A 17,694-nucleotide genomic window follows, 5' to 3' on the forward strand; every position below is an offset into this window, starting at 1 on the left:
TATGAAGGAAGTGTGAAGCATAACATCACACTTATAGAGTGGTATAGTTTTATTATGATTTACTTGAACAGAGAGGTTGTTTCTCTTCTCTTTTTTTAGAACGCAGTATGACATCATCCATACTGAGCTCATTGATGTGTCTCTTACCCATCACGGCAAGCAGTGTACGGACACCATGAAGAAGTTGATGATGATAGAATGCGATGTGTTTTGATTTTTCTATGACAAGATATTTGCTTCTTTTTGCTTCATTCATGGTATTAAGACCTACCGGACAGTCCCTTCCGTTCGCACCGCTGCACTCCCTCGCACGTATACAGCCTGCCGCGATCATGAAGCCTCTGGCTATATTGATAAAATCAGCACCATGACAAAGCAGTTCGACCACATCATCAGGCGTGAGTACTTTCTCGCTTGCAATGATCTTTATATGCTCTCTTAGTTCATACTCGTTGAGCACTTCATTGACTATAAGGAGTGCTTCACGTATCGGTAAACCGATTTTACTCATCATCTCCAAGGGTGCAGTTGCAGAACCGCCGTCACCTCCGTCTATCGTGATAAAATCTGCAATATCCTTCCCCTCTGACACTCTTTGTTTCAACGCTTGGGCATATGTCTCAAAGTACTCTCGTGATGAAATAACGATCTTAAACCCGACCGGTTTATCTGATAGCTTCTGTAAGCGTTCAATAAAGTCAAAGAAAGTCTCCATATCGGTAGCATAAGGAAAACGGTTAGGGCTTACAAGGTCCTTATGTGCAGGAACCCCTCGATAATATGCAATATCATCACTCACTTTCGTGGCAAGAAGTTTACCTCCGGTCTGTTTTGCACCCTGTGCAAGTTTCACTTCGGTCATGCGACAGAAACGCATCACTTTTTGGTAAAGATCGTCACTAAAATTTCCTTCTTCATCTCTTACACCAAACAGTCCGCTTCCCATCTGGAACGTTATGTCCGGTATACCTTCAGCCACAGTTTCAGGAAATGTCTCTAGCGGACTCTGCCAATTTATACGGAAATAGACCAAACTGCTTCTATCAAAAATGAAAGAACCCCTATCTATTTGTCGTACGACCATACGTCGGTAAAGGCGTTGGGAAACTTCTCTATTGGTAAAGAACCTCATGAACCTATAGACAGACTTGGCAAACCATGTTCCCTCTTTCATCTCAAGATAAGAACTTTCACAATCTTTGAAGTTGAGTGTGGCAAGGAAGTTAGAGGTCAGACCGCCCTCACCTGTATTGATAGGAAATTGTCCATTAAAAGCACCACGCGCATAAGCTCTTGTTCCCTCCGGTGAGACCGCCCCGTCACTCATAGCTGACCTGCCTATGATACTTTTACTTTCATAGGGTATTTTTCTGTTTTCACCAAATCGTACAGAAAAATCTGCTTGTACTTCATGCAGTTCATTGACAAAGTTGGCGTGTCTAAAAAGTGTTTTTTGATTACCGTAAGGATTTGAAGGTGAAAAAGACAAATAAGGACTTTCACCATGTGACACTTTATTGATCCAATCGATTTTTTCAAAAGAATCATAAAATGTCTCATCACCGAAATATTGACGCATTGGATTTCGTAACATATAAAAAATATATCTCATACGCCCTATAAGCGGGAAATTAATAAGAAGCTGGTTTTTTCTTTGTATAAATCTGTCATAAATAGCGATATTGATAAGTATCACTATCAATATGATCAGGAAAAGTTTAACGAACACACCCCAGTCTGCAGAAAAAAGAGGAAAATAGGAGAACAGATCTTCTTTAGTCATTGAGACCATCCTTGAACAATACTTTATCTAAACTGTATTTTCCTGCACCAACACTGGCAAGGAACAGTAGAAACAGTAGATAGTAAAGTGGAATCTCGAATCCATTGTCTGCAACAGAAAATCCATTTTCTATATGAACGAAAAATATGGCACCGATCATTACACATGAAAGCAATATAGATATATAACGGGTAAAGAGTCCCAAGAACAGAAGGATGATTCCCATGGTTTCAATGCTTGAAACGAGATAGGTTGATAGCATAGGTAAAGGTATAGCCATGCTGTCAAACCACGTTACCGTATCTTCCAGATTATTGATCTTTAGTAAAGCCGGTGTAGCAAATCCATAGGCCAAGATCAATCTAATGGCTAATATTATGAGATTTTTAGGATAAGAAAAAAGAACAGCAACCTCACTCATAAAATCTTTCATAATCCCTCCTTTAAGGTATAGCGTATCTTCTATATACAAAATACATAGAGATATTCACTCTAAGAATCAAGTATTACATCTCTTTGGAACTGAACCGGCACTCACCCAGTGTAATGATCTTTCCTTTTTCTATCTGAGAGAGGATATACTTCAGCGTCGACTGGGCATCTGTTTCAGGCATCTCTTCTGCAATCATACGCAGTGCATCTTTTTCACTGGTTTTCTGCCATCTTTTTTCATAGATATACTGTGTATATAGTTCTGCCAACTTATATCCAACCCAGTTCAGCAAAGATAGGTTCCATCTCCATCCACCACTTTTCAAACCGCACAGAGACCTCTGCAATGGCATCGTCTTCTTCTTTCCACTCTTTGAGTTTCTCCAGGATCAACGGTTTATTCTCTTCAGATACCTTACTTGAACTCTGCACATGTTCTATGACTTCTTCTATCTTTTTTTTCATACGATAACTCCTTTGTTCTTATTCTAGTTCATTCTTATATAATTGTCAATATTGATCTGTTATTTATATTGATTAGTAAATTTTCGTTAAAATAATGAAATTTATCACAGAGGGTTAAAATCATGTTCACACAATTTCTTCAGGATTTCATTAAAAAAGAATCAGCAGCAGGTATTTTACTGATCATTGCCACGGTATTGGCACTGCTCCTGGAAAATTCTTTTATGTCCACATTCTATACAAGTTTTCTACATACGCCTGTTGAGATACGTTTTGGAGATCTCCAGATAGCCAAACCTCTTCTTTTATGGGTCAATGACGGACTTATGGCAGTATTCTTTCTTGTGATAGGACTTGAGATCAAGCGTGAAGTGATAGAAGGACATCTCTCTTCTCTTTCACAAATCGCTTTACCTGGTATCGCTGCATTAGGGGGTATGATCGTACCTGCTTTGATCTTTATGGCATTCAATAGAGGTGAAGATTTTTCTATGAACGGATGGGCGATCCCTACGGCTACAGATATAGCATTTGCTTTAGGTATTTTATCTCTTTTGGGGAAGCGAGTACCTGTCTCTTTAAAAGTATTTTTGATGGCACTGGCTATTATTGATGACCTGGGAGCTATTTTGATCATTGCATTTTTTTATACCAGTGAACTTTCAACCCTTTCCATTACTATTGCCGCGATCTCACTTTTGATACTTTTCATTATGAACCGTATGCATGTCGCCATTAAATCAGCCTATATCGTCGTAGGGATCATTCTATGGGTTTCCGTACTCAAATCAGGTGTACATGCCACACTTGCAGGTGTTGCACTTGCGTTTATGATCCCTCTTTCTTCCAAAAACAAGGAAGGCAATCACTTCTCCATGGCAAAAGAGATGGAGTATGACCTCCATAACTGGGTTGCCTATATGATCCTGCCGCTCTTTGCATTTGTGAATGCCGGTGTTGATCTCAAAGGTATCTCCATAGAAGAGATGGCCGGTCCTGTACCGCTAGGGATCATGCTTGGTCTTTTTATCGGTAAACAAGCAGGCGTGTTCGGTTTCTCCTGGTTGGCCATAAAAATGGGACTTGCCTCTTTACCCAAAGGGAGTGACTGGGTCTTAATGTACGGGGTCAGTGTCTTGACAGGTATAGGGTTTACCATGAGTCTCTTTGTAGATACCCTGGCCTATAATGATACACAGATCTATCACTATGCAGACAAATTGGCCATCCTGCTCGGGTCGTTTTTCTCTGCTATAGTCGGGTATCTCATTTTATATCTAAGAACAGGCCGATCATCATTATCTGATACAGAAGAGGTTTTAGAGAAATAAAAGTCTTTTTGTCCTATCATAGTAATAAGGCTATAAAGTATTAAATCGCCTAAAATAGAAAAAGGATGAAGTATGATTGAAAAGAAACAAGTTAAAAAGTACATTAAGAAACAGATGGACAGCATGCTCAAAAAAGAGCTGAAACAAGAAATTAAAAAGCATATTAAAGACTATAAGAAAAAAGAAAACGCCGAAAAAAAAGCTAAAAAAGAAAAGAAAAAATAGGATCTTCTATTTTTTAGATGTTGATGAAGATTTCGTGTCACAGATAGCTAGTGTATCACTATCATATCTTAGCATTGTTGTTGTCTGTCTTCATTTTTCATTACAAAGTCAGGGAAAAACTATTTAGCTTTTTTTCAAAAGTTTTCTGAAGTTTTCAAGACTTTTTGTATTGATCACATCTTCAGCCTCCAGCCAGCCCCGTCTTGCCTGCTGTATACCAAATGTCATGTTATATAAACCATCTATAGAGTGTGCATCGCTGTTTATCACCACTTTCAAATTCATCTCTTTAGCCATCTTGCAGTAGTGATCGTTTATGTCTAGTCGGAGAGGATAACTGTTAAGTTCTAAAAAACAGTTGTTTTCTTTAGCTGCTTTCATGATCGTTTTCATATTGATATCATAAGGCTCACGTTCGCCAATCAATCTTCCTGTAGGATGTGCCAAGATATTGGTATACGGGTTTTCCATCGCCTTGATAATACGTCGAGTCTGCTTTTCTTTGGAAAGATCAAATCGATAATGTACAGCACAAATGACGACATCAAGCTTTTTCAATATCTCATTTGGAAGATCTAGTGATCCATCTTCCAAAATATCCACCTCTATCCCTTTCAGAATCTCTATCCCGTCTATCCTGGCATTGACCAGATCAATTTTATTCATTTGTTTTTCCAGCTCTTTTACGTCTATTCCTCTGGCTATCCTGACATGCTGGGAATGTTCAGTAATGGCGATATACTCATAACCTTTTTTCATGGCCGCTTGTGCCATCTCTACTATAGAGTGGTGACCATCACTCTTTTTAGTATGCATATGCAGGTCTCCACGTATATCATCAAGGGTGATAAGTTCGGGAAGTGTACCTTCAGCAGAAGCTTTGATCTCGCCTCTGTTCTCCCTCAATTCAGGAACGATATAGGGCAGACCTACCTGAGCATACATCTCATCTTCACTTTTTCCTGCAATACGCACATCATTCTTAAATACACCATACTCATTGATTTTCAAATCTCTTTTCATCGCCAGCTTCCTGACAGCGATATTATGGGCTTTTGAACCGGTAAAATAAAACAGACCTGCTCCCCAGCTGACTTCAGGTATTACCCTCAGATCAACCTGAATTCCTGACTTAAGTATCACTGTCGATTTGGTTTTTCCCTGTGATATAACATCTTCCACATCCTCATAGTTTACAAAATGAGTAATAAAATCCGTTCCACTTTCGCAGCTTAGCAAGATATCCAGATCTCCCACTGTCTCTTTGCCACGTCTATAGCTTCCTGCAATTTTAATATCTTTGAGACCCTTTTTCACCTTTAGGTATGATATCAACGGTTCGGCAATCTGTCGGGCAATGTGGTAAGGGGTTCTTAGACTTCGCTCTTTAAAGCGTTTGATCTCTTTTAGGATATTTGCTTCACTTTTTGCTCCAAACCCTTTGAGTTTTTGTACTGTACCTTTTTTTGCAGCTTCTTTCAGATCCATGATAGATTCAATATCAAGTGCTTTGTGGAGTATTTTAACCTTTTGGGGACCAAGCCCAGGTATTTTCAACAGTTCATGTAAATAGCCTTCTTCCCCGTTTTCAAGTTTTTTAAGTAATTTCAAACTACCTGTTTTGCAGATCTCTTTGATCTTGTCGGAAAGATCATCTCCAATGCCGGGGAGTTCGGTTAGGTTTTTATCGTTATCTACCAACTCTGTAATGCTATATGGAAGTGAGCCTATGGTTCTTGCAGCATTTCTGTACGCACGTACTCTGAAAGGATTGGCGTCCTGCAGTTCAAGCAGGTCTGCCACTTCCTTGAAGATAGCTTCGATATCAGAGTTGTGCAAAGGCATAACATGCTCCTTATAAAATACCGTGAATATAATAGCCAGTACAAGTACTATGAGAAATCCGGGTCATTTCCATAGAACTCATCAGAATGGTGAAGAGATACAGCAAAATGAATCCGTGCTGAAGTATGCCGAAAATTCCTCTTTTCATTTTTTACCCTTTAAATAAAAATAAAAATCGAAGAATCTATTTCTTAATCCATTCGCCTTCTTTTTTTTCATAACTTTGCTTTACTGCCGCCCAGGCCACTTTGTGGGCTGTCTCTTCACGGCTATCATTATTATACCTATCCTCAGCGTCAGCATACTCATCCCATGCACTGTTATAAGCTTTTTTGTAGATTTCTTGTGCATGTTTTGGGAGGTTTTCTTTTACCGAATCAGGTAGATCATTTAGTGTATCGTACGGCATAGCTTCTCCTTATAAAAATATGATGCATTTATGATTGGAATTTAGAGATCACTGATCTGAGAGTACTTTCTACCGTACTGCTCAGTTTTTCCATCTCTGACTTCATCTCATACCAACTGCTGCTTCCAGCTTCTTTGAGTGCTTCAAGCTTTTTACTAAAGTCATCTTTTAGTATACTCAGTTTTTCTATCTCTTTTTTATATTTGATCTTCGCATCCGCCTCTGCACCTTGTGCTTTGGCCTGTAATTTTTCTATCTCTGCTTTTAGCTCGTTCAGTTTTGCTTGCGCCTTTTGTTCATACTCTTCTTGTAAATTCATATGTCATCCTTTTTCTTCGTCTCTCTTCCAGAAAAGCAAATCACTATTATTTAATCATAATAATGATTCAGCTACAGCAGTTTTAAGGCTATTGGATGAATTCAATTTAGACACATCCGTATCAAACCCTCTTAATATGATCTGTGCAATACTAAACTATAATAAGAAATAATAGATGGAAGCTTAATCTATAAAGACAAAAAAACTAAATTACCAATCCCTGTAATATCTGACATACCAAAACAATAGAGCATTTCATTGATATGATCATTTCTTCCTTCATTACAAGTCAATACTCAATGTATTCATGATAGCATTGTCCTATTTTAGATCAATTCTTATTAAACAATAACACCTATTAATTCAGATATCATGAACAATATCAATCGTTATAACGTTATCAACGCCATACTTTTAGACACTTTATATCTGTCTTAAAATATCATGAATCAGATTTTGGTTCATCCAAGATAGATCACTTCCTCATTCTCTACGATATGTGCTTTTTTATCCAGTGCATTTTCGATCACACTTCGCAAAATAGTCTGTTTGTCCTCTTCTCCATGTATAAGATAAATACGATAGAGATCTTCCATCTGTGATATCCATTTGATGATCCCCTCCTGGTCTGCGTGGGCTGAAAAACCGTTGATCGTATGCACACTTGCTTTGATCAGTATATCCTCATTAAATATCTTGACCCAGCGTGCACCGTCAACGATATGGCGTCCCAAAGTTCCAATCGCCTGATACCCGACAAATATGACGGCATTTTTAGGATTCCAGAGTCTGTTTTTAAAATGATGAATGATCCTTCCTCCCGTACACATACCACTACCTGCAATGATAATGGCACGGGTATCTACTTCATTGATGGCTCTTGATCCTTTTACATCGGGTGTATAGACAAGACTTTCAAAATCAAAGACGGTTCCATCTCTTTCTTTATACTCCTGACACTGCTTGCTGAGAAGATGGCTGTAGTTATTGTAGACTTCAGTCGCACGTGTGGCCATAGGACTGTCTAAAAAGATCTTACAATGGGGCAGTTCTTTTCTCTCATACATCTCTTTTAAAATGATCAAAATCTCTTGTGTACGTTCCACAGCAAACGAAGGGATCAGTACATTACCCCAATCACGCAGGGTATCGATGATCACACGTTTAAACTCTACGATACTCGCATCAAGGTCTTTGTGATTACGGTCCCCATAGGTAGATTCTACATAGAGATAATTGGCATAAGGACACTTTGCCAGATTCTTCATGACCAAATTCTTATCATTGCCTATATCACCGGAAAATACAATGGTCTGCTCTACACTGTCTTCTTTATAGGTGATCTCAATGAAGGCGGCACCAAGTATATGTCCGGCATCGCGATAGGTCACTTTAAGAATATCTTCAATAATGATCATAGTGTTGCCATACTCCGGATATTTCCAGGTAAGATCAAAGGCTGCTTCGACATCATCCTCGTCATATAAAGGTGCCTTGACATCGTCTTCTTTACCTTTTCGCTGTGCTTTGCGGTAATTGGTCTCAAAATCCTCTTTCATGATCTTGGCACTGTCAAGGAGTATAATTTCAGCTATGTCACGTGTGGCTTCCGTTGCATAGATCACCCCGCTAAACCCTTCTTTGACCAGTTTGGGTATACGTCCGACATGGTCAAGGTGTGCATGGGTAATAAGAAGATAATCGATCTCGGAAGGTTCAAACCCGAAATTACAATAATTTCGCTCTTCTTCAGGACCTTGAAACATCCCGCAATCAATAAGTATACGCGGTCCGTGCTCGATCGCAAGCAAATGACAGGAGCCGGTTACCACTTTAGCCGCTCCGTGTGAAGTTACTGTTGCCATACTAATTCCTTTATGTTATCTATCTTTATTTTACTTTTTAATGTATTGATTTGAGCTTAGATTCTTACAGGTGATTTTTTTTAGTATAAAGCACAATTTTATAGGCTTTTATCTATTTGAGAGAGTTAAAAAAAATGCTTAAATAGTTGATATATCTCTTTTTTATACAGTGATAATAAGCAAAAATATAACCGATACTAAGATATAATCTTATATCTTACAGGACAGTAAAATGTTAAAAAAGTAAATAGATCAAGACCTACAGTGAGAGTAGATCAAGGTTTAAAAATGCACGCCACTTACAGCAGAGAGAAAATATCAATGAATGAAGATTTTTTACAAAAATTATATACGTTAGAACAACATATACAGCACTATAATGAGGGAATAGACATTGGGGTACACCCTTTTGATATCGCTGATCTGCTCATAGAGATCAGAGAAATCAATGAAGATACCTATATGGCATCTTTAAATAAACTTCCAAGTACACTTTTAGCCGAAGTACTTGTCGAATTGCCAAAATCCTTCCAGGAAGAGCTCTATACACATTACGGTCCTAAAAAACTTGCAAAACTGACTGAATCGCTCGATACGGATGATGCAGCGGTTTTGATACAACACATTGAAGAAGTGGATGAAGAAAAAGCAGATGCTATCATGTCCAATCTTTCAGATGAGGACAGGGATACGATAGAAGAACTGATCTCATACCAAGACCATGAAGCCGGCTCTTACATGCAGACAGAAGTTTTTGAAGCACATGTGGATGAAACCATTGGTGCTTCCATACATCGTCTCAAAAAGATGAAAGCGAACAGAGAGATAGACAATGTCCATCATGTATTTGTTGTTTCAGATAAGAGAAAGTTTGTCGGTATGATACCTCTGGAAGATCTTATTCTTCATGGACCGAAAGAACTCTACAGGGATGTCATCGAAGAAGGAATGATCACCATTTCTGTAGATCCGCATGATGAGATAAAAAATGTGATCGAAACGGTAGTCAACTATGACCTCAGTGTGATCGCCGTAGTGAATCAAAGGGGAATCCTCATGGGTCGTATCACTGCGGATGACATCTATGATATCATCGAGGAAGGTGCAACAGAACAGATCTATAACCTTGCAGGTGTTAATGATACAGCGGAACAAGAAGAGAGCATATGGAAGATCGGACGGGCAAGAGGAGTCTGGCTGGGGGTAAACCTTTTAACGGCGATTGCCGCATCCCTGGTCATCGGACTTTTTGATGCGACACTTCAATCCCTGGTCGCACTTGCCATTTTAATGCCGATCGTTGCTTCCATGGGAGGCAATGCCGGAACACAGACACTGACGGTAACAGTAAGACAGATGGCACTGGGAGATATAGAAGCAGATGAGGCAAAAAAGACCATTTTTAAAGAGGTCTTCATCTCCCTGATGAATGGCGTTGTGTATGCTGTGACCATGGGCCTGATCGCTTATATCTGGTTCCAAATTCCTATGCTTGGTATCGTCATAGGTATGGCTATGATAGTGAATCTTTTGTCTGCCGGATTTTTCGGTGCAGTCATTCCCCTGACCCTCAAAAAATTCGGTGTAGACCCGGCCATAGGCTCTACTGTGCTTTTAACAACAGTAACCGATGTAGTAGGGTTTTTCAGCTTTCTTGGGCTTGCAACGATCATATTATTATAAAAGAGAGAATGTATGGACACAACTGACACACGCTTAGAAGAATTTATAGAAGACTATTGGGATATTATCGTAGGAATGATCGCTATAGTGGCAGCGATCATTTTTCATCAACTTGGGAACGGTTATCTGGCTACTGCGTTTGCAGCATTGGGTATTGCCACACTTTCACTCACCGTTTCAGAAGTTGCAGAAATACTTTCACAAAGACTTGAAGAACCCTATGCAAGTTTTGTCCTGACCTTCAGCGCAGTCATCGTTGAGATCATTCTTCTGTATATCATTCTCCTCCAAGCCTTACATGATCCAAAAGTCATAGAGACTGTCAAAGGCGGTATTATTTCCGCTGTGATCGTCGACATGAATGTACTTTTGGGGCTTGCCGTATTTATCGGTGGATTGAAATTCATAGAGCAGGAACACAACAAAGAGACTTCCAGTACCTACACCACTATATTGTTGGTGACAGCCCTTGCACTGCTTGTGCCGAGCCTGCTTAATCAGACTGAGCATAAGGAATCCGTGCTGAAAGAGGTGAGTATCATCATTGCTGTTGCTTTGATGTTTTTTTATATCATTATTTTTATTTTTCAGACAAGAACCCATACACACTTCTTCAAGGCGACTGCAAGAAGCAGAATGTTCAGACTCAGAAAACGGCAGGAAGAAGGGAAAGAGGAAGAGGAAGTGACCAGCGTTTATATTTTTGAAAGATTTAATAATATAGGAAATTTCATTACTATCTTTCTCCTTATCGCTATCATCTCTGTCGGCGCAGAAGTGTTTGCAACGGATGGTATCAAGATGGCAAAAGATTTTGGTATATCAGCCGGACTGGCCGGATTGATCATTGCGATCATTGCCGTTGCCCCCGAAATAGCTACAGCTGTTAAAGCAGCCAAAAATGACCAGATACAAAGGGTGGTCAATATTGCCATGGGTGCCTCTGTCGTCTCGATCTTACTCACGGTACCCATTTTGCTCGGACTGGCACACATCAGTGGGATCGATCTTTTCCTTGATTTTAACCCTCTGCAGATCGGTGCATTGATCATGACCATTATTCTGGCATGGAAAAGTACAGAAGAGGGACAGACCAACTACTTCGAAGGATTGTCCCACCTGATGTTCTTTGTCTGTTATGCGATCATCGCAGCCTATTACTGATCTGCAAAGTGGCTAGTGATGCTTTGATTCGAGTTCGCTGATATGAGAGATCGTCTGTAACACTGTATCGGGATTCAAACTTATAGAGTCTATGCCCAGTTTTACCAAAGCTTCTGCCATCTCAGGGTAGTCCGAAGGTCCTTGTCCGCAGATGCTGCTGTGTCGTTGATTACGTTTTGCACCCTCCACTGCCATTTCTATCATCTTCATGACGCCAGGATCACGTTCATCATAGTCAAATGCAACGATCTCGGAATCCCGATCAACCCCAAGTGTCAATTGGGTCAAATCATTAGAACCTATGCTGATACCATCAAACAATTTACAAAATGCATCGATCTGTATCACATTGTTCGGTATCTCACACATAACATAGATCTTCAATCCGCTCTCTCCCCTCTTAAGACCGTATTTCTCCATGGCTTCCAATACCCTCTGTCCCTCTTCTACTCTACGGCAAAAAGGGATCATTAAAATGACATTGTCAAAACCCATCTCCTCTCTCACATGTTTCATCGCTACACACTCCAGTGCAAACCCCTCTTCGTAATTCGGATGTGTATATCGTGAGGCACCACGAAAACCGATCATAGGATTAGCTTCATCCATTTCAAAGAATTCCCCTCCTAGCAATGAAGCATACTCATTGGATTTAAAGTCGCTCATTCTCACCACACAGGGATCAGGATAGACCGAAGATGCAATACTCGCTACTCCTTCAGAAAGTATTTTTACAAAGAAAGATGTAGGACTTTCATACGCAGCAGTGAGTTGCATGATCTTTTCTCGTGTCTGTTCATCCACTTTTTCAGGATGTATCAGTGCCATCGGATGCACTTGAATAGAAGTATTGATGATAAATTCCGTTCTTGCCAGACCGATACCATCTACAGGGAGAGAGGCGAGTGAAAATGCCAACTCTGGATTACCTAGATTCATCATGATCTGTGTCTTGATCTTTGGTAACGTACTAAGATCCGTTTTAATGATCTCAAAATCCAAAATACCTTCATACACAAACCCAGTTTCACCCTCCGCACAACTTACGGTGATCTCTTGACCATCCTCTAACATTGCTATCGCATTTTCAGCCCCTACTATCGCTGGAATACCCAACTCTCTTGAGACAATAGCCGCATGGCATGTTCTTCCTCCGCTGTTGGTTACTATAGCAGAAGCAATTTTCATCACAGGCTCCCAGTCAGGGCTGGTCGTTTCTGCAACCAGTACATCACCCGCTTTAAAATTATTCAGTTTACTTGCATCAACGATCTTACATACTTTTCCAGAACCGATCTTTGTACCTACGGCTTGACCTTTAAGCAATACTTCACTACGTTCTTTAAGATGATACATTTCAAGATGTCTACCTTCTTTTCTTGACTCAACAGTTTCAGGACGTGCCTGCACGATATAAATATGTCCATCCACACCGTCTTTTGCCCACTCCATATCCATCGGTTTTTGATATCCTGCCTGTTTTGAATAGTGATCTTCTATTTTAATCGCATACTCTGCAAGAAGCAGTACATCCTCATCATTAATGCAGAACTTCTCTCTTTCTTCTTCAGTGGTATCAATATTCTTCGTGTACGCAACGGAAAGATTATCCTGACTGATACCCTCTGAGAAGATCATTTTGAGTACTTTATCACCAAGTCTTCTTTTGAGTACTGTACGATACCCTTTTTTAAATGTAGGTTTATGCACATAAAAACTGTCCGGAGCGATACTCCCCTGGACAATATTTTCACCCAAGCCGTACGCTGCGTTGATGAAAACAACATCTTTAAATCCTGTCTCCGAATCAATGGAGAACATGACACCGCTCTCACCAATGTCACTTCTTACCATTTTCATCACAACCACACTCAAATAGACTTTCATGTTGTCAAACCCATGGTCAAACTTGTAATGTATGGAACGGTCTGTAAAATTAGATGCCAAACAACGCCTATAAGCATCCAAAAGTGCATCTAAGCCATGAATGTTCAGATAACTCTCATTCTGTCCTGCAAAAGACGCCTTAGGGGAGTCTTCGGCAGTTGCCGAACTTCTTACGGCCAGTGTTACCTCTTCACCATATTCCACTTTGAGTGCTTCGTAAGCATCACTTATCTGTGCTACTATATCATCAGGCAGTTTACACGCATGGATTATCTCTCGACAACGCTTTCCACATTCTTGCAGTTGGACGACATCATCAGGATTTAAATCCTCAAACTGGGCATGCAATTTCTCCCAGGCATTATTGGTATCGAGTATAGTTCGATACGCCTCTGCAGTAACCGCAAAACCATTAGGGATACGTATCCCTTCTTGAGTCAGATTTCGATACATTTCACCCAGAGAAGCATTTTTACCGCCGACCTGGTCAACATCCTCCATACCAAGTTCCTTAAACCATTTAATATACTGAGACATAAGCTATCCTTTTTATCATTCTACACCTAAATAGTTAATAGAATAATATATTTGATCATAATATCTATTTATTTAAAATACACAAGTATTACATAAAACATCTTTAAAATAATAAAGTCATGGGTCTGATAAAAAGTGTATACATGTTGTCAAACATGCTTTCTTTACACTCAAAACACTCAAAAATAAAAGAGGTTATTGTAATGAAAAAAATAGTGATTACTGGGGGCAGCGGTTTCATAGGGACGTATATGCAATCATATTTCAAAGCAGAAGGCTTTGATGTGCTCCCTTTAGGCAGAAAAGATACCCAAAAAGATATCACAGAGATCACCAAAGTCCTCGAAGGCGTAGACATCATCATCAATCTCGCCGGTGCACCGATCATCCATAGGTGGAATGATGCCTATAAGAAAGTCCTCTATGACAGTAGGATCATCACGACAAAGAAGATCGTAACGGCTATGTCAAACATGAAAAAGAAACCGGAACTTTTTGTCTCTACCTCTGCTATCGGTATTTATGCCACCGATGGTCCGATGAGTGAATCAGACTATACCTACTCAGATAATTTTTTAGCGAAGATCTGTAAAGACTGGGAAGCTGAAGCACGACGTGCGGATGATTTTACCAGGGTCGTCATTTATCGTTTCGGCGTAGTACTGGGCAAAGGTGGAGGCGCACTCTCTAAAATGCTGCCCTCTTTCAAATTGGGTATCGCAGGGACCATAGGAGATGGGAGTGAACCATTCAGCTGGGTACATATATCTGACCTTCTGAATGCCTATTTGTTCGTATTCGATCACAATGACCTGAAAGGTACTTTCAATCTCTGCTCGCCAAATCCTGTGACAAACAAAGTGCTCACCAAAACACTGGGTAAAATACTGCATAGACCCACAGTGATACCTTTACCGAAATTTGTCCTGAGATTGCTCTTTTCAGAAGGTGCAACAGTACTGACCGAAGGGCAACGTGTGATCCCTGAACGATTATTGAAACATCACTTCATCTTCAAATACCCGACCATAGAAGAGGCACTTAGAGAAGTATTGGATTAAATATTTCATCCTGTACTAATGAATTTTTTACCTACCCGCCCGTAATGATGCATTCTTGAATCTTAAAATTCAATGGTAAACGAAAAAAATGCTATAATTATTTTATGTTAAACGAATTAAAATCCCTGATCATTAAGCCATCGCTGCATCATCACAGTTATTCTCATACCGTATGCGATGATACTGTGCCAGATGAATTCAGTGTGCTTTGCTGGAATGTGCATAAGAACAATGATACTTTTTCCTTCAGTAACTATATTGAAGAATTTTCCAAAAAGAAACCTGTTGACTTCTACTTATTTCAGGAAGCTGATTTTAAACACAATACCGAACTCAATCTTCCAAGTCTCACATTCAATGCTGCGGCAAATTTGGAAAAAGGTTCAACTTTTTATGGTGTCTTAACAGCAAGTAAGTGTAGAACAGAGTACAGTAAGCCTTTCCTGTCACATGGTAAAGAGCTCATATTCGGTCCACGTAAAAGTCTACTTTTGACCAAGCACGCTTTTGCAGATGGTTCTCCTTTATGGATCTTAAATCTTCATGCGATCAATTTTAGAGAAAGCAGACACTACTACAAAGAGATAGACAACATGATTCAGATCATCGATGATTATGATGGAGCCATGATCATTGCCGGTGATTTTAATTCATGGAATAAAAACAGAATGAAATTCCTTCACAATAAAATGAAAGAACTACATTTTGCCCCTGTGCCATTTTCAAAAAGTGATAGGGTCAAGTCTTTTATGCGAAATCATTTGGATTTTATTTTTTACAGAGGCATTGAACTGGTTGAACAGAGTATAGAAAGAAACCATAAGCTTTCTGATCACCATCCCCTATTCGCCAAATTCAACAAAATTTACTAGTTGATCTTTGCATGAATCTTTTCTTTCACAGAAGCTTTTCATTTTTTTACAGTTAATTCAAAGGCATCCGGTCGGGCATAATGACCGGCAACATCAAGATTCCATTTTGATCCAAGTAATATATGTAGATCTACTTCAGAAAGGAGTATCCCTTCTTTGGCATGTAGTGGACCTGCAATGACTTCACCATTTGGATCTGCTATGACACTATTGCCCTTGTTTATAAACTCTCCCACGGACTTATAATATGGCTTCAGTTGAGGAAGTTTTTTAAGAACCTCCTCTTTTTTAAGCACCATACAACAACCGGAAACGAAACATCGGCCTTCTTTTGCGATATGTCTCATAGATGCATTCCAGGTCTGGCCTTCATCATAGGTAGGAGCAAGATACAATTCTATACCCTCTGCATAGAGTGCATAACGTACCAAAGGCATATAATTTTCCCAACAGATCAAGCCACCCACTTTACAGATGTCTGTTTCATACACCTTCACAGTACTTGCATTCCCATAGGCCCAAATAGTACGTTCCGGCGCTGTGGGAACAAGTTTTTGATGATGCCCGAATATATTTCCTTTTGGATCGATAAAGAGCAGTGAATTATAGATACTTCCACTGCTGGCTTGCGAATTTTTTTCATTGATACCTATCACGACATAAACACCGGCTTGTTTTGCAGCCTCACATAAACGGTCAGTCTCAATGCTGCCGATGGTCACAGACTGCTCCAGTAACTTGGCATAAAGATCTTGGTTCAGTTTTATTTCGCCTGGCGGGACCTGCCATATCCAATCAGGATAACCTGGTACAAATGCTTCAGGAAAAACAACTATATCGGCTCCTTTTTTAGCCGATCTACGAATAAGGTTACAAGCTTTTTCTATCGTTGCATCTAAATCCATAAATACTGGAGATGCTTGTACAGCTGCTACGGTGAATGTACCTTTTTTCATTTTAGACCTCCACACATTACTCATCTATCCAAGGTATCCAAATTGTGTGTAATATATATGTAGAGTCGTTGATACTAAAAAAGATGTATACTTATTTAAATTGTAGAAGCATCACTCCACTCTGCATCCACCACAGAAAAGTGTGTCTAAGGATCATGGTTTCACCTCACTCTTCACTGCATTGAGTAAAACATGATAGGTATTACGGTTAAAAAGATAGGGTTTTGCATTAAATAATGTTTCAAACATGATCTTCCATAGTATTGAAAAGTTGTCTTCATCACGTACACTGCAAAGCTTGGCTTGCATTTGATACTCCAGTTCACTGAGTGCCTTGGCATGATCTACATATGCCTTTAGAACACTGTAGTCCACACCCACTTCTTTAAAATACGTTACCAGCTTGATCATACTTGCCTCTCTGTCTGTATAATCATCTTCATGTATAGGTAACACTATACCATCGTCTAAAAGCGTTTCTAAAAGCGTAGCATCGACATTGTAATGCGCAATAAACTCTTTTTTGGTAAAATGTTTCGCATCTGAAGGGATATCACTGAGTGTATTCATCAATGGCTGCAACATGGTTGCTGAAGTGGAGAGAGACTGATTTTGATTCTGCAGTGCAAACCTGATCTGTTCATTACTGCTGCCTATCTCTTCTTGCATGTATTTAATGTACCGAATAAGTTCTATGTGTTGATCACTATATCGATGTACATTGGATTTGATCTTATTTGCTTCTGGAAGTAAGCCCTCTCTAATGTAATACAAAATGGTTGATTTAGGGACCCCTGTCTTTGCAACAAGTTCAGATATTTTATATTCCATCTTTTCACCTTTTACGATTAACTTTCATT

At 39.6% G+C, this 17,694-nt stretch carries 17 protein-coding genes; 6 read left to right on the forward strand and 11 right to left on the reverse strand.

Annotated elements, in window-relative coordinates; genetic code table 11:
- Positions 1-52 precede the first annotated feature (52 nt).
- The 4 genes from LDM98_RS03185 to LDM98_RS03200 form a co-directional block, all read right to left on the reverse strand.
- Positions 53-1,783 (reverse strand): FMN-binding glutamate synthase family protein, encoded by a 1,731-nt coding sequence (locus LDM98_RS03185; protein WP_223897895.1) that lies wholly within the window; start codon positions 1,781-1,783, stop codon positions 53-55.
- Complete coding sequence (locus LDM98_RS03190) at positions 1,776-2,216, reverse strand: DoxX family protein (RefSeq protein ID WP_223897896.1); 441 nt, start codon at positions 2,214-2,216, stop codon at positions 1,776-1,778. The genes LDM98_RS03185 and LDM98_RS03190 overlap by 8 nt, the downstream gene beginning before the upstream one ends.
- Positions 2,217-2,289: 73 nt before the next feature.
- Positions 2,290-2,484 carry a hypothetical protein gene (locus tag LDM98_RS03195; RefSeq protein ID WP_223897897.1) on the reverse strand — a complete coding sequence of 65 codons (195 nt, stop codon included), beginning with the start codon at positions 2,482-2,484 and terminating at the stop codon, positions 2,290-2,292.
- 1 nt (position 2,485) lies between these two features.
- On the reverse strand, positions 2,486-2,680 hold the full coding sequence (locus LDM98_RS03200) for a hypothetical protein (RefSeq protein WP_223897898.1): 195 nt from the start codon (positions 2,678-2,680) through the stop codon (positions 2,486-2,488).
- 122 nt (positions 2,681-2,802) lie between these two features.
- Here LDM98_RS03200 and nhaA point away from each other — a divergent pair, with 122 nt between their 5' ends.
- Both nhaA and LDM98_RS03210 read left to right on the forward strand, forming a co-directional pair.
- Entirely contained in the window at positions 2,803-4,011 is a 1,209-nt protein-coding gene (nhaA, locus tag LDM98_RS03205) for a Na+/H+ antiporter NhaA (protein WP_223897899.1), read from the forward strand.
- A gap of 72 nt (positions 4,012-4,083) precedes the next feature.
- Entirely contained in the window at positions 4,084-4,236 is a 153-nt protein-coding gene (locus LDM98_RS03210) for a hypothetical protein (RefSeq protein ID WP_223897900.1), read from the forward strand.
- Between the two features lie 123 nt (positions 4,237-4,359).
- Here LDM98_RS03210 and polX read toward each other — a convergent pair whose 3' ends face one another.
- The 4 genes from polX to LDM98_RS03230 all read right to left on the reverse strand — a co-directional run bounded on the left by polX (position 4,360) and on the right by LDM98_RS03230 (position 8,674).
- Complete coding sequence (gene polX / locus LDM98_RS03215) at positions 4,360-6,081, reverse strand: DNA polymerase/3'-5' exonuclease PolX (RefSeq protein ID WP_223897901.1); 1,722 nt, start codon at positions 6,079-6,081, stop codon at positions 4,360-4,362.
- Between the two features lie 184 nt (positions 6,082-6,265).
- Positions 6,266-6,490 carry a ChaB family protein gene (locus LDM98_RS03220; protein WP_223897902.1) on the reverse strand — a complete coding sequence of 75 codons (225 nt, stop codon included), beginning with the start codon at positions 6,488-6,490 and terminating at the stop codon, positions 6,266-6,268.
- A gap of 28 nt (positions 6,491-6,518) precedes the next feature.
- On the reverse strand, positions 6,519-6,809 hold the full coding sequence (locus tag LDM98_RS03225) for a hypothetical protein (RefSeq protein WP_223897903.1): 291 nt from the start codon (positions 6,807-6,809) through the stop codon (positions 6,519-6,521).
- A 461-nt stretch (positions 6,810-7,270) separates the two neighbouring features.
- Entirely contained in the window at positions 7,271-8,674 is a 1,404-nt protein-coding gene (locus tag LDM98_RS03230) for an MBL fold metallo-hydrolase RNA specificity domain-containing protein (RefSeq protein WP_223897904.1), read from the reverse strand.
- 321 nt (positions 8,675-8,995) lie between these two features.
- Between LDM98_RS03230 and mgtE the strand changes: the two genes are divergently transcribed.
- Together mgtE and LDM98_RS03240 are read left to right on the forward strand one after the other, a co-directional pair.
- Positions 8,996-10,357: a magnesium transporter gene (gene mgtE, locus LDM98_RS03235; protein ID WP_223897905.1), complete on the forward strand. Its 1,362-nt coding sequence runs from the start codon at positions 8,996-8,998 to the stop codon at positions 10,355-10,357.
- Positions 10,358-10,369: 12 nt separating this feature from the next.
- Positions 10,370-11,521, forward strand: a complete 1,152-nt coding sequence (locus LDM98_RS03240; protein ID WP_223897906.1) for a calcium:proton antiporter — start codon at positions 10,370-10,372, stop codon at positions 11,519-11,521.
- Between the two features lie 12 nt (positions 11,522-11,533).
- Here LDM98_RS03240 and ppsA read toward each other — a convergent pair whose 3' ends face one another.
- A complete protein-coding gene (gene ppsA / locus LDM98_RS03245; protein WP_223897907.1) occupies positions 11,534-13,945 on the reverse strand; it encodes a phosphoenolpyruvate synthase in 2,412 nt (803 codons plus the stop codon).
- A gap of 203 nt (positions 13,946-14,148) precedes the next feature.
- On the opposite strand from ppsA, the gene LDM98_RS03250 reads away from it, so the two are divergent.
- A complete protein-coding gene (locus LDM98_RS03250; RefSeq protein WP_223897908.1) occupies positions 14,149-15,006 on the forward strand; it encodes a TIGR01777 family oxidoreductase in 858 nt (285 codons plus the stop codon).
- Positions 15,007-15,110: 104 nt separating this feature from the next.
- On the forward strand, positions 15,111-15,878 hold the full coding sequence (locus LDM98_RS03255) for an endonuclease/exonuclease/phosphatase family protein (RefSeq protein WP_223897909.1): 768 nt from the start codon (positions 15,111-15,113) through the stop codon (positions 15,876-15,878).
- 38 nt (positions 15,879-15,916) lie between these two features.
- Here LDM98_RS03255 and LDM98_RS03260 read toward each other — a convergent pair whose 3' ends face one another.
- Complete coding sequence (locus LDM98_RS03260; RefSeq protein WP_223897910.1) at positions 15,917-16,834, reverse strand: carbon-nitrogen hydrolase family protein; 918 nt, start codon at positions 16,832-16,834, stop codon at positions 15,917-15,919.
- 153 nt (positions 16,835-16,987) lie between these two features.
- Positions 16,988-17,665 (reverse strand): MerR family transcriptional regulator, encoded by a 678-nt coding sequence (locus LDM98_RS03265; RefSeq protein ID WP_223897911.1) that lies wholly within the window; start codon positions 17,663-17,665, stop codon positions 16,988-16,990.
- Positions 17,666-17,694: the final 29 nt, after the last annotated feature.

Source organism: Sulfurovum sp. TSL1 (genome assembly GCF_019972135.1).
Taxonomy (GTDB): domain Bacteria; phylum Campylobacterota; class Campylobacteria; order Campylobacterales; family Sulfurovaceae; genus Sulfurovum.